16 protein-coding genes are annotated in these 11,187 nt (G+C 37.1%); 3 read left to right on the top strand and 13 right to left on the bottom strand.

The annotated features are described in order from the left end of the window. Window positions 1–52 precede the first annotated feature (52 nt). From R7127_RS27040 to R7127_RS09830, 12 genes are all read right to left on the bottom strand, one after another. Window positions 53–235, bottom strand: a complete 183-nt coding sequence (locus R7127_RS27040) for a phage baseplate protein (RefSeq protein WP_411977853.1) — start codon at window positions 233–235, stop codon at window positions 53–55. 30 nt (window positions 236–265) lie between these two features. After that, the gene (locus R7127_RS09880) at window positions 266–433 is read right to left on the bottom strand and encodes a hypothetical protein (protein WP_154216245.1); all 168 of its coding nucleotides are present in this window, start codon (window positions 431–433) and stop codon (window positions 266–268) included. Between the two features lie 37 nt (window positions 434–470). Next, complete coding sequence (locus R7127_RS09875) at window positions 471–1,316, bottom strand: hypothetical protein (protein WP_318148395.1); 846 nt, start codon at window positions 1,314–1,316, stop codon at window positions 471–473. A gap of 91 nt (window positions 1,317–1,407) precedes the next feature. Next, on the bottom strand, window positions 1,408–2,478 hold the full coding sequence (locus R7127_RS09870; protein ID WP_318148394.1) for a S49 family peptidase: 1,071 nt from the start codon (window positions 2,476–2,478) through the stop codon (window positions 1,408–1,410). 17 nt (window positions 2,479–2,495) lie between these two features. Further along, entirely contained in the window at window positions 2,496–3,005 is a 510-nt protein-coding gene (locus R7127_RS09865) for a hypothetical protein (RefSeq protein WP_213963562.1), read from the bottom strand. Window positions 3,006–3,055: 50 nt separating this feature from the next. Continuing rightward, on the bottom strand, window positions 3,056–3,253 hold the full coding sequence (locus R7127_RS09860) for a hypothetical protein (protein WP_318148393.1): 198 nt from the start codon (window positions 3,251–3,253) through the stop codon (window positions 3,056–3,058). Between the two features lie 374 nt (window positions 3,254–3,627). Then, entirely contained in the window at window positions 3,628–4,221 is a 594-nt protein-coding gene (locus R7127_RS09855; RefSeq protein ID WP_318148392.1) for a hypothetical protein, read from the bottom strand. Between the two features lie 188 nt (window positions 4,222–4,409). Further along, on the bottom strand, window positions 4,410–4,808 hold the full coding sequence (locus R7127_RS09850; RefSeq protein ID WP_318148391.1) for a hypothetical protein: 399 nt from the start codon (window positions 4,806–4,808) through the stop codon (window positions 4,410–4,412). Between the two features lie 147 nt (window positions 4,809–4,955). Beyond that, a complete protein-coding gene (locus tag R7127_RS09845; RefSeq protein ID WP_318148390.1) occupies window positions 4,956–6,110 on the bottom strand; it encodes a DUF6945 domain-containing protein in 1,155 nt (384 codons plus the stop codon). Continuing rightward, window positions 6,094–6,267 (bottom strand): hypothetical protein, encoded by a 174-nt coding sequence (locus tag R7127_RS09840; protein WP_176721302.1) that lies wholly within the window; start codon window positions 6,265–6,267, stop codon window positions 6,094–6,096. The genes R7127_RS09845 and R7127_RS09840 overlap by 17 nt, the downstream gene beginning before the upstream one ends. Window positions 6,268–6,281: 14 nt before the next feature. Then, window positions 6,282–6,437, bottom strand: a complete 156-nt coding sequence (locus R7127_RS09835) for a hypothetical protein (RefSeq protein ID WP_176721303.1) — start codon at window positions 6,435–6,437, stop codon at window positions 6,282–6,284. Beyond that, on the bottom strand, window positions 6,431–6,637 hold the full coding sequence (locus R7127_RS09830) for a hypothetical protein (protein WP_069547987.1): 207 nt from the start codon (window positions 6,635–6,637) through the stop codon (window positions 6,431–6,433). Before R7127_RS09830 ends, R7127_RS09835 begins: the two co-directional genes overlap by 7 nt. Before the next feature lie 1,500 nt (window positions 6,638–8,137). Here R7127_RS09830 and R7127_RS09825 point away from each other — a divergent pair. After that, entirely contained in the window at window positions 8,138–8,842 is a 705-nt protein-coding gene (locus tag R7127_RS09825) for a hypothetical protein (RefSeq protein WP_049875208.1), read from the top strand. Window positions 8,843–9,309: 467 nt separating this feature from the next. Here the strand turns inward: R7127_RS09825 and R7127_RS09820 are convergent, their stop codons facing one another. Then, a complete protein-coding gene (locus R7127_RS09820; protein WP_318148389.1) occupies window positions 9,310–9,861 on the bottom strand; it encodes a recombinase family protein in 552 nt (183 codons plus the stop codon). A 656-nt stretch (window positions 9,862–10,517) separates the two neighbouring features. On the opposite strand from R7127_RS09820, the gene R7127_RS09815 reads away from it, so the two are divergent. Continuing rightward, window positions 10,518–10,802 (top strand): hypothetical protein, encoded by a 285-nt coding sequence (locus R7127_RS09815; protein WP_169644188.1) that lies wholly within the window; start codon window positions 10,518–10,520, stop codon window positions 10,800–10,802. An 18-nt stretch (window positions 10,803–10,820) separates the two neighbouring features. Continuing rightward, complete coding sequence (locus R7127_RS09810; RefSeq protein ID WP_213965947.1) at window positions 10,821–11,174, top strand: hypothetical protein; 354 nt, start codon at window positions 10,821–10,823, stop codon at window positions 11,172–11,174. Window positions 11,175–11,187: the final 13 nt, after the last annotated feature.

Genomic DNA, 11,187 nt, shown 5'->3' with positions numbered 1-11,187 from the left:
GAAACTCAGTATATTGTTTAAGAACTGAACAACATGGGGCTACCATGTCTTCTCATCGAATTAAGCAACAAAGCCTACCAACATAACAAGTAAGGCTTAATGTTGGGTTACTCTTAACTACATTTGAAGTGATAACGCTCTTATCGCTTACTGGGTATTTGGTAGCATTAGCTTGATAACTGGGTAACACCTCAGTAAACGCATCGGCGTAAAATCTTCCAAGGTTGTTATCCATAATATATGTGGGTGTAATCATAAATCTTCCTTATTTTCTCAGCTCTTCATCCACAATCTTCTTTATCTTCTTCAATACTGTTCGATAATCTTCTTTAGGATCTTTCTCTTTTGGTTTACCAAATAGGGTATTGATAATTAAGATTGGGATGAGGATTAAAAAGAGAGGGGGTAATTGTTGTAATATTTCCATAGGCATTTTATTAACCCCTTAGTTAAAAGGGGATGTTATATTTTTATTTGTTATATTGGATACTCTTATAGTCTAGATTTTCAGCTTCACTTTCTTTCACCCAAAGTTTATGCTGTTTATCATCAGCGAGATATTTACGAAGAGGGATGAAATTTAAATGGGTAAGAACTTCTTCGATATCTTTGTTTGAGGCGTTTCCACACATATCTTTTAAATCATCAAAGAACCAATAATCTCTTGACTCAATGCTATCAAAGTATTGTGAGAAATTAACATACATATCATTTAGGATATTAGCTTCACTAGCGGCTAATTCAGCAATAGCTTTATCATAAGCTGCTTTCTGTTCAGAATGCTTGTTTTGCGCCCAATTCGTTGCTTTTACAACATCCATTTTTTCTTTACGTTCAATTTCGTTGAGTTCATCAAGAATAGATAAAACTTTCTCTTTGAGAAATTTAATATCTTTTTCAATCAAGCAATCAGGCTTCTTCAAGATAAGCTTATTAACACTCAATTGATGGAATAAATTGTGTTCTTGATTAGAGACTGTTTTAAAACCTCGATCAATTAACTCAGCATGCTTTACTAGAAGCTGTTGTAATCCTTCTCGGATAAATTCATGGTGATATGCACACAGTTTATTTTCTTTTACAAGGTTGCTACCACTTAAAAGGTATGTAATTTCATCCTTACGTGAACTAAATGCTTTAGGTGCGGACGTGGAGATATAAGGAAGGTTATAAGAGGCTAGGTTGAAATTAACCACCTTATCAACACGTTCCTGATCAATTTGTTCTGGTTTAGTCACTTGAGTTCGGTAATACTCTTTAATTAATTCTTCAACAGTTTGGACATTTGGTAGGGTGTTAGTAGTTGCAATGCTCATTATTGTTATTCCTTATTTTTGTTTTTTAATTAGAGTTAGAGATTGGAGAGTTCGAAGTTTTTGTAATACTGTTTTTGTTTCGTCTGACATATTACAAACCACCTTGTTCTTGTTTACGTTTCATCGCTGCTCTACGAACTGCTGCTTCAAGTTTAAGTTTGTGTTCTAATTTCTCTTGCTCGTAACTTAGTTCTTGTTCTGGTTCATCACTCTTGACTACGGGCTTAACACTTGCTTCTGCTACGGCTTTAGCACGTTCATAGCCAGTTAAAGTACTTGAAGTTGGTTTAGAGGTTGATGTAGACGCTTTTGTTTGTGAATTAACAGGTTGATGTGGTTTTGAATTTTTCAAAAACTGAAGAAACTCATCTGGTGTTTTGATTCCATTGACTAAGCCAATATCTAAACATTTATTGGCAGAGAAAACCTTAGCTTGCGTATCTCTTACTTGTTTAGCTGACATAGGGCGGTTAGATGCTACATGATTGATAAAATCTGTATAAAGTTCATCGACGCTTTGCTGAAGGTCTGCTAAAAACTCATCTTTGAAGTGCCCTGATTCATTCACGCTAATTTTGGACTCACCTGCAGATACGAAAATTCTTTTAATTCCCGCCATATCAAGAGCTTTTGATGTATCAGTAAGCTGAACAACTACACCAATAGAACCAAGCTGACCCATAGGATGTGTATAAATGCTCTCGCAAATCGCTAAAAGTGCATAACAAGCGCTGGCTGCCGTTCCATCACAGTATCCAATGAGCTTAATATTATTCTCTTTGGCAATACGTTTGATTGTGGTTGCAGCTTGAAACACTCCCATAGCCTCACCGCCGCCAGAATCGGCAAGCATGACAACGGTTTTAACTCCATTAGCTGCATAGCTTTCCATTTGTGATACAAGGTCTTGATAACTGCACCCACCACACAACATTTGATATGGATTGCTGCGGTAAGTACACGCACCCTCTACATTTAAAACCTTCGTGTTAGGTAATGATTCAATTTTATTAATCAAAGTGTTTGTAGATTTAAAGCCGCTATTATCAGAGGCTAATTGCTTTCGAAGTTCTCGATCTTCAAGAATCTCACTAACAGTTGTAAAAAGTTCAACACTCGCTAATTGAGGTCGAGATAAGATTTCTTTTGAAAGGTAATTCATGATATGCCTTGTTATAGTTATTTGATGTAGGAAATTTTGATATAGCCAAATGTTACGCCATCGTTTACATTAATAATCTTATTATCTGTGATACGTCGATATAATGTAGCGAGTGAAATGTCTAATACATTCTTGTTGATTTCATAGAAAAGCCTCACACTATTAAAATACTCGACCTTTCCAGTCAGACTGTCGTAAATCTTGAATTCATATCCAGAACTTTCTCTAATATTGGCCTTTCTGCTCCGGATAATACAATTAGTCGGGGAATATTCGCCTTTATCGAAGAGTCTACAAACATGTGGATTTTTGATTGTAAAGTAATCACGACCTTTCGATTTTTCAGATAGAATAAAGTCGATGAATTCAATTAAGTCTGTAAAGTTAAAATCAACATCGTGATAGTGTTTATGATGTTCACATTTACTATTACAGCGACCTTTAATGCTGTAAAAATGACTTCTCAATTTAATTAATTGTTGTTTGTTTAACTGTGGGTATAGTTCGATAAGCTCAGTTATCTTCATGTTACTTCCTTTTTATTATTATAGGGTTGCTGCTATTGGTAGGGGATAGATTAGAAATCGATTGATTTTATTTTGTTTGATGCTTGATACATTTTTATAGCTTCGTCTATGATCTGAAATTGCTCATAGTCATCATAAACGTTCAAAGCTCGATAACGTAATATGTAAGTGTTTTGGATTGTTCGTTTACCTGTAATAAGCTCATCGAGTAAAGCTTCAGGGGAATCATACAAAAGCCTTTTTCGCATGGTTTTGTCTCCATTAACTGGATTAGGTTTAATTTAAATTAGGTGAGGATATAACTTATTTTTATTTCACTGGAGAGGTGAATAGGGATGTATAGAGTATTGTAAACATTTTGATTACAATTCAATCTTGCAAAACCTCAACTTAAATAATAGATAAGGGAAAGGAGGTGCCCGTCACTACTAATTAAGTTGAGTAAACATGAGAAATGTTTAAAGCATTGCAACACTAGAGATAACAAAGGAAAATTTTATCGAAAACATAGGAAGGATGTCGAATAAAACTAGAGAAGTCTTTTAAATCACTCTATACAACTATTATACCAAAAATATATTTATTTGTATAGTATATTCATTAAAATAATATAGACTATTACTTATTTTTGTGTTAACTGATTATGAGTTTCTTGAATTAAAATACATAGTTCAGCATGGGGTATCTTATTATTATAAAACCAATCGTAAACGGTAGGCTGTCTTTTACAGTTTATAACATTCTTCATATGTGAAATTAATCGGTTTACTTCGGTTAAAGTTGTCATGTGTTTATCTACACTTGCGCCAGCGTCGAAGTCTTTGAGCATCTTAATGAACCTTGCACTCAGCGTCTTAACGGGTTTTTGTCTCTTAGGAGGTGATAAAGAACGTTCTAACCAGTTATTTAAATAAGGCATTCGCGCCTTTTCAGGTTTGCTTTTATAAGCGTTGAAACCTACATCTAAAAGAATGGTTTTGTATGTCTGTGAGTGTTTTATGTAAGCCTGAAACCTTATTTTAGAAACTGATAATCCACCACCCATAGGTATCAATTGAGGGCTTTGCTCGATGACATAATCAGTGTTAAATAAGATATCATCTAGATCTTGTTTGTAGATTGGTAGCCATTCATCAACCAGTTTATTAAGCTTTTCCTGTTTCTTTGGCTCTAGTTTTGAAAGGAGCATTTCGTACTTTTTGTGTAAGTCTTCCATTTCACACCAACCTTGCATAGTTAAAACGGCGGCGTGACTGCTTTAATTTTCTAACTCGATATTTCTTCACGTTATTTTCCTTCTTGTTATTACCTCCCCATACAAAGGTGTGAACGTGTCTACAAGCTATTCAGCATGTATACGAGAGGTTTTGTATTCGGTTGTATTTAGAGAGGGGTTAGGTTGGGTTAGGTTGCCTTATGAGTTTGATAAAACTCATACAACTCGCAATCTAATCGATTTGTCACTTCTTCAATGTCCTTATAAAACTCTCTAGCTATTAATTTGCCAACCACACGAGGGTATCTTATCAACAAGGCTAAAAAGTCATCTGAATCTAGATGTTCATATACAAAAACGTCATGCTGTTTTGATGTTGGAACTTTAAATTCGTTGTCATTCAAATCTAACCATTGATCTTCATATAGCTCGATAATCTCCTTCGTTTCCTTAGTGGGAATAGGTAACTCAGTGATCATTAGCGGAACTGAACTATTTACAAAAATCTCCTCGATCTTGTGATCTTGGCGAGTAATAAAAATGGTGTCATAACCTTGCTCTGGCTTTAATACCGTGAAAGTGTTCATATCATTGTTTCCTCTTGTTTGGAGTGATACATACAAGTAGCCCTACATTGTGCTTCATTCAAGCATGTATCAGGTTTGTTTTAGTGTTGTTTGGATTAGCCTGTAGAGGCTGAATAAGGTGTTAGCGTTGCGCTAAAAGGGGATTGGTTAGAATGGGATTACGGATTCGTGTTCGGGACAATCACGGTTTAAGCAGTACCCGAGATCATCTAAATTGTCACCACAAACTTCACAGATTAGCTTTTTAAGTATAGCTTCTACGGTTGTTTGATCTGGTGAGTAGTCATCCCAAAAATGTGTATGTAACACTGTGAGCCAACGTTTTGTGTCTACTCGGTTAAGTTCACCTCTCGCCAGTGGTGCAGCAAACCAACCAACTCCTTTAGATTCAACATCTATATCTGAAACATCGACATTTCCGATCAGGCTGACCAGCTTGGACTTGTCACCTTTCGGTGCTGTTACTTCTGTTGATGTTTCAACAATCTTTGTTGTTGCTTCTGCTTCTTCAACAGGTGCCAGGTGTTTTACTGGTTCGGGCTTTCCATCACTAGACTGAACAAAACTATATACTGCTGCGTCCTCTCGTTCTTCTGTTTCTTCATCCACCATTAAACACTGTTTGTAACTTGCTAACTCTGCAGCACACATATAGTAAGTAGGGCATGGATCGTTAGTTGTAGTGTTTATATCATCGACAAATCCGAAATTTGCATCTGTTTCGTCGTCATAACCATCTGGTTCCGTAAGAGCAAACATATAACATTCGACGTGTGGGTGTTCGGTGAAGTATGATTCTGTTCCGTAACAAGGTTGCTTTCTGTCTTCTTCTCGTTTTTTCTGTTCTTCTAATCGTTCAGCTTTAGCCTCATTACGTTGCTCGGTTGCTTCTGGTGTATCGAAAGTAGAAAGGGCAGGGTTTACCAGATCGTAATCTTTCAACACATTATCAAGCTTACGGATTGACTTCTTACCAGCATTTTTAATCGAACCTTTAGAAGTTGTTGCCACATCAAGCAAACCAATCTGCATTAGCTTTTTTATACGTGCTCTGTTACTCCCACTAGAACGATATGAACTACCAGTAACAGCAGTGCAAATCCTGTCTAGGCTTTCGAAGTAGGGAGAATGTTTAACGTTCTTGAAGTAGGCTTCACGTTGAGTAATAAAGGTAATGATCTTGAAGTCCACACCATCAAAAGGAATGATCTCTCCTGTCTTTTTATTCTTAAATCCAGTTGCCAGCGTATATCTAGCATCAATCTGAACAAATCCAATATTCTTGTTATAGTCGCTTACCACTTGTATTCTCCTTTGCCTCCACTTGGGCACTTGTTTCAGAAAGTTGACGTTGTAATTGCTGCATTAACTGGATGGTTAATTGTGTCGGGCTGAGACCTGTTTGATCCGCTAACTCACCAGCTAATTTATCGTAAGGGTGTTTGAGTTGAATTTTCACGAGTGTTACTCCTATTAGTGCGTTTGCGGTAGTAGACCTAACGATTTTACTAACTCTTTAACTTGTGGTCGTTTAGATAACCATTCCCACGGAATCTGCCCCTCTAGGGCTTCCACTTCTTCTAGGTAGCATTCAAGTTCAATCTCTCTGATTTCTTCTGGTGTTAGCATGATGTTGTCTCCTGTTTCTGTTGACGGTAATAAAGAGCCAGAATGATGTCGTTTTGCATACACAAGAGCAGGTCATCTGGGTTGCGGTATGATGTTCTCACAATAGCGGTACGCTTGATCTCATCTCGTTCAAGTCGTTTGAGTTGGTATCGGATGTAATCCCAATCGAGCAGGGGAATGTTATTGATAATGTCGTTCATATAAAATTTCCTTATATAGCAGATACACGAAAACTGCCCCTGTGTGATTCCTTTTGGTAAAGGCACAGTTGCAAAGGTTAGATTGTGGTGATGTCACCTTACGGAGTAGGTGTAACTAGGTGGTCAGGATGACCGATAGAGCAGGGTAATTTGATTGGTTAATTTCAAACCATACAATAATCATACCAAGATATGAGATCTTTGTCAAGAACTTTTGTTATTTATCGTTGACTACTGTTTTTATTTGTGATAACCATACTTTAATAATCTCATGAACTATATTATTTTGCAAATTTTAGAGCTTATCACTATGAATCGTTTAACTGTTAGATATTAAAGTTATTGGAGTGGTTGTATCTGTCCAAACACAGACTTTTCATAAAAAATATAGGAGATTAACAGAATACCATTTAATAGAATGACGTTTGGTAAGGTGAAATTATTTCAATTAATTTTGAAATGTCGTGATCTACCTAATCTTCCTCTTAGCAGAAACAACACTTTGTATTCTTGTGAAACCAGTCTGTATTTCTGCCTGATTTTAGGCAATTCTAAAAGGTAACATCGTTTTGAAACTGCCTAAATCTAGGCAATCTTTTATTTCTACATATCTGAACTTTGCCTGATTTCAGGCAGATTTATCCTACCAATAAGTAAAAGTGCCTAAATTTAGGCAATCTTAACCTCAAAACTGCCCGCTAGAGGTCACCTATGTTATATATAGATAATACTAAGTCAGATCAGAGACTCGTAAACTCGTCAAACCAATATATGTCAGATCTTCACTACGTTCATAGACTCATTACATTCGTCCTAAACACCATATGTTAGATCTCGTTCGCTGTGCTCACTCAAGACTCACCATGTTCGTCTAACCAACACAGTAATATTTGTATTAACAATATTAATATATAGATATGTAAGATCAGAGACTCACTGTGTTCGTCTGCCCTAAAGGGCTTACTAATATGTTATATAGAAGAGACTCGTAACCTCGTCCTCAACGCTACGCTTATGTGTTTTCTATGTTCACTGTGTTCACTAAGAAAAGAAACCCTGTGTTGTCTTTAAGCTCTGCTTACACATGTTGTGTGTTTATCACTTCGTGATAGTGAATGTGTTTTATAGCTCCGCTATCTATGTATATGTAAGATTCACGATACAACCCACCTGTAAAGCTCATAGACAAGCTATTTCACTTTCCATGTGTGATGTGTTCATCTAACCCCTAAAGGGGCTGTGTGTTGCTTTCATAAATCTTGTGTTATTCAAAGAGTTCGCAGTGTCGTAATCCAACACATTGCTATACTTAACCTCATGATACTTTTAACTCTGTTCAACGCTGAGACATCACCATGAAACGTTTATTGCTGGCTGCTATGTGCTTACTTACGGCTACTGGACAAGCAGAAACCGTCTGTAAAACTAACAATGCAAACGGGATCACACGCTGTAAGAACTCCTCCACAGGTACAGAGGCAAGGTATTGAGTCGATCCCCATGGAAAAATTCGAGATGACCAAGGCAATGTTTGGCGACAAGACCCCCATGGTAAATGGCGTAATGATAAGACAGGAACGATCATCTCCAAGGATTCCAATGGGATCATTCGAGACAATAAAGGCAACACATGGAAGCGTAGCTCTGATGGATCTCTTAGGGGGAGCAACGGCACGATATGTAAGAAGGATTTACAGGGTACGGTTAGGTGTAAGGATTAAGAACGAGGCTTATATGATAAAAATAAAATACGTTACTACGTTGTTGGTAATAGCAATGTCAGGCTGTGGTGATTACGAATCGGTATCCATCCCTAGTTTAGAATTAACGGAAGAACAAAACCAAGTGCTCTTGGGAGTAACAGCGTCTAACCTGACATGTGCTGCTATCAGCAGATATTCAAATGATATCGGTTCACCGATTGAAGATCGGAGTTATCTAGAAAACGCAGAAACTGCTTTTAGTATTATCGCTAATTCCAATCTAAGTGGTAGAAGTAAAAACTGGGATGAAACTTATAAGCAGATGAAAACCGTAGTTTATAATGGGGTTATTACAGATTTGAATAATGCACCATCTTTGAATGACTTTTACGATCATGTATTTCCACATTATCAAGAAGCCTTAAAAGTAAAATCTATCCGAGATTGTGCCGATGTAAGTGCAGTAACTAGGCGTATTCTTGACCCGTTGTTGGTTCTGTAAAGTAGTCGATAGTGGATGATAAAGAGGTCATTACTAGTGAAATTAAGTAGTACACCTATTAACGATAGGTTTCTTATTACTTGCTAAACAAAATGCGCTATCGCTCTCAATCATCCAGACCAAGATTTCATAAATGTAATGGTTCATTCCAAAAATGGAATAATCGCCACTGAATAATCATTCAATAAATGCATATAGCCCACATGCGCAATATAAATGCAAATACAGCTTTATTGAGTCGATTTGTGCACTGGGTGTATGAGTCTGGGGTAAGACTACTCAAGAATGAGCGTGTACAGCTTGGAGAAGCGTTTTAGCTGTGAATCGGTGTGATTGTATTAATGTTGATTGAAACGTTGTGAGAGGCTTTGAGGAGTTATTTCAGGGAGGTAGAACAAGTTCTAGCAGACAATAAAAAACCGCCATGATAGGCGGCTTGGTGATAGGACAGGGGATAGATTGAACGGTTAGATAGTCTTTGAAATTCTTATGATAGTTTGACGGCTTACCTCGTATTCTCTTGCAAGTTCTGACTTACTCACACCATCAACAAGCTTTTTCTTAACATCATCAATCTGAGCGTCTGTGAGAGCCTTAGAGCGTCCACCTTTATTACCTGTACGTTCTCTCCCTGTCTGCAATCTATCTACTATTATGGAGTGCTCAAGCTCTGCAAATACCCCAAGTAGTTGTGTCATAGCCTTTTGCATTGGATTGGTACTGGTAGTATCTACTTGACCATCAAGCGTACGAACTTGAACACCTTTCTGTTGCAAGGTTTGGATAGTGAACAGAATAGCGTTGAGGCTTCTACCCATACGATCAAGCTTTGTTAATACAACAGTGTCACCTTCTCGAACATAATCTACAAGTGCATCTAGCTGCTTCTGGTTATCGTCTGATTTACCTGATTGTTTACCATGAAATACCTTATCGCATCCTGCGTTATTCAGTGCTTCAAGCTGTGCTGATAAATCTTGGTCATGTGTACTTACTCGTGCATAGCCTACTAATGTCATAAATCCCCCTGTCCAAAACTATGTAGTTACGTACATGACTATAGGGTGGTGTACATTGTTTGTAAAGTTAAGTTTCGGACATGTCCGTAATTGTTGTTATACAATCGTACATCACAAGGTTTAAATGAGAGTAATTCTCAATTATCACCACTATCATTTGTTGCTTAAATGATTCTTAAAATGTCCACAGAAAAGGGCAGTGATTGGTGGGGTAAATAGAGCGTTGTTTGTATGCGGAATAGGTGCATAAATATTTCTACATTTCTACGATTTTCAAATCTGGGCGTGTGTGCCGTGCTCAGTGAGTCGATCTCTCAATTTTGAACTTCAAAACCTTGCTAGCATTACCTTATCTATCCATTTAGATATTTTGCCATATCTACACCAGAGCCAATATTTTAAATGCTTATGTGTCAAATTTAATTTCATAAATATGCGTATTTGTAAGAATAAATATGTTGTTTATGGTATAATTAGACATATAGAAATATTTCTATCCTTCCCGAACTAGTCCAAATACCCCAATTTTAAGCAGTACACCAAGAGCTTTCATAAGATACTGAAATATAAGTAAATTATATTAAATATTGGCATGTTTGGACAAAAGTAAGCAGCACACCTTTTTACACGATATTTCAGCACATCAAGGTATCCCAATGACAGCAAAACAACGCCTTGCAGAATTAATTCAATCAGATTTAAGAACTCTTACGTTCTCATTGATAGGTGATACACCAAGGATCGCAGAGAGTACGGTAATCACAGTCTGGTTATTAGGTTTGAACCTAACTCCTAAGCAAGTGGTAGAGCTTCAGCCAGCCGTACACAACTCATCCCCGACACTAACAACCGTTTATAAGATTTCTAGTCGATTCAAAGACACAGTGAAGTTACTAAAGATCGAATCTCACGAACTCTACGCAAAAGCCAACCTACTATAAAAATAAGGAAGTAACACAATGTCAGCCGTAACAGTGAACATCCCAGTTCAACCAAAAAATACAAGCCAGCGAATTCTTGACCAGCAACTAGATCAAATCCTAGACCTCATCACCGCTAAGAATAAGAGCCTTGCTGATATTACTAAGGCGTACCCAAAACTCACTAAAGTGATCCTAGATGCAGCTACAGGAAAGAACACTGATATTTCCGGCGTTCAGTTAAAAGCAGTGCAAATGGCTTTATCACTGGTAACAGATTTAGAAAAATCTATCAAAGATAGTGAGCAAATTGTTTTAGCTCTTGAAGCTGTCAAAGAAGCAGAGAAGGCAGCACCGAAAGATAGTAAATCTTCTCTTCTCCCTAAACTTTAATCGAGAGATGTCC

The organism is Vibrio sp. 1159 (assembly GCF_033340395.1).
In the GTDB taxonomy this organism is placed as follows: Bacteria; Pseudomonadota; Gammaproteobacteria; order Enterobacterales; family Vibrionaceae; genus Vibrio; species Vibrio alginolyticus.
The sequence above is the reverse complement of the archived record's forward strand: the minus strand, read 5'-3'. Positions and strand labels throughout refer to the sequence as shown.

What these genes read in the sequence shown, in the direction of transcription:
- R7127_RS09850 (WP_318148391.1), bottom strand. Translation starts at nt 4,808, where the DNA reads ATGAACACTTTCACGGTATTAAAGCCAGAGCAAGGTTATGACACCATT.
- R7127_RS09855 (WP_318148392.1), bottom strand. Translation starts at nt 4,221, where the DNA reads ATGGAAGACTTACACAAAAAGTACGAAATGCTCCTTTCAAAACTAGAG.
- R7127_RS27040 (WP_411977853.1), bottom strand. Translation starts at nt 235, where the DNA reads ATGGATAACAACCTTGGAAGATTTTACGCCGATGCGTTTACTGAGGTG.
- R7127_RS09830 (WP_069547987.1), bottom strand. Translation starts at nt 6,637, where the DNA reads ATGAACGACATTATCAATAACATTCCCCTGCTCGATTGGGATTACATC.
- R7127_RS09860 (WP_318148393.1), bottom strand. Translation starts at nt 3,253, where the DNA reads ATGCGAAAAAGGCTTTTGTATGATTCCCCTGAAGCTTTACTCGATGAG.
- R7127_RS09815 (WP_169644188.1), top strand. Translation starts at nt 10,518, where the DNA reads ATGACAGCAAAACAACGCCTTGCAGAATTAATTCAATCAGATTTAAGA.
- R7127_RS09820 (WP_318148389.1), bottom strand. Translation starts at nt 9,861, where the DNA reads ATGACATTAGTAGGCTATGCACGAGTAAGTACACATGACCAAGATTTA.
- R7127_RS09880 (WP_154216245.1), bottom strand. Translation starts at nt 433, where the DNA reads ATGCCTATGGAAATATTACAACAATTACCCCCTCTCTTTTTAATCCTC.
- R7127_RS09865 (WP_213963562.1), bottom strand. Translation starts at nt 3,005, where the DNA reads ATGAAGATAACTGAGCTTATCGAACTATACCCACAGTTAAACAAACAA.
- R7127_RS09810 (WP_213965947.1), top strand. Translation starts at nt 10,821, where the DNA reads ATGTCAGCCGTAACAGTGAACATCCCAGTTCAACCAAAAAATACAAGC.
- R7127_RS09870 (WP_318148394.1), bottom strand. Translation starts at nt 2,478, where the DNA reads ATGAATTACCTTTCAAAAGAAATCTTATCTCGACCTCAATTAGCGAGT.
- R7127_RS09825 (WP_049875208.1), top strand. Translation starts at nt 8,138, where the DNA reads ATGGAAAAATTCGAGATGACCAAGGCAATGTTTGGCGACAAGACCCCC.
- R7127_RS09875 (WP_318148395.1), bottom strand. Translation starts at nt 1,316, where the DNA reads ATGAGCATTGCAACTACTAACACCCTACCAAATGTCCAAACTGTTGAA.
- R7127_RS09835 (WP_176721303.1), bottom strand. Translation starts at nt 6,437, where the DNA reads ATGCTAACACCAGAAGAAATCAGAGAGATTGAACTTGAATGCTACCTA.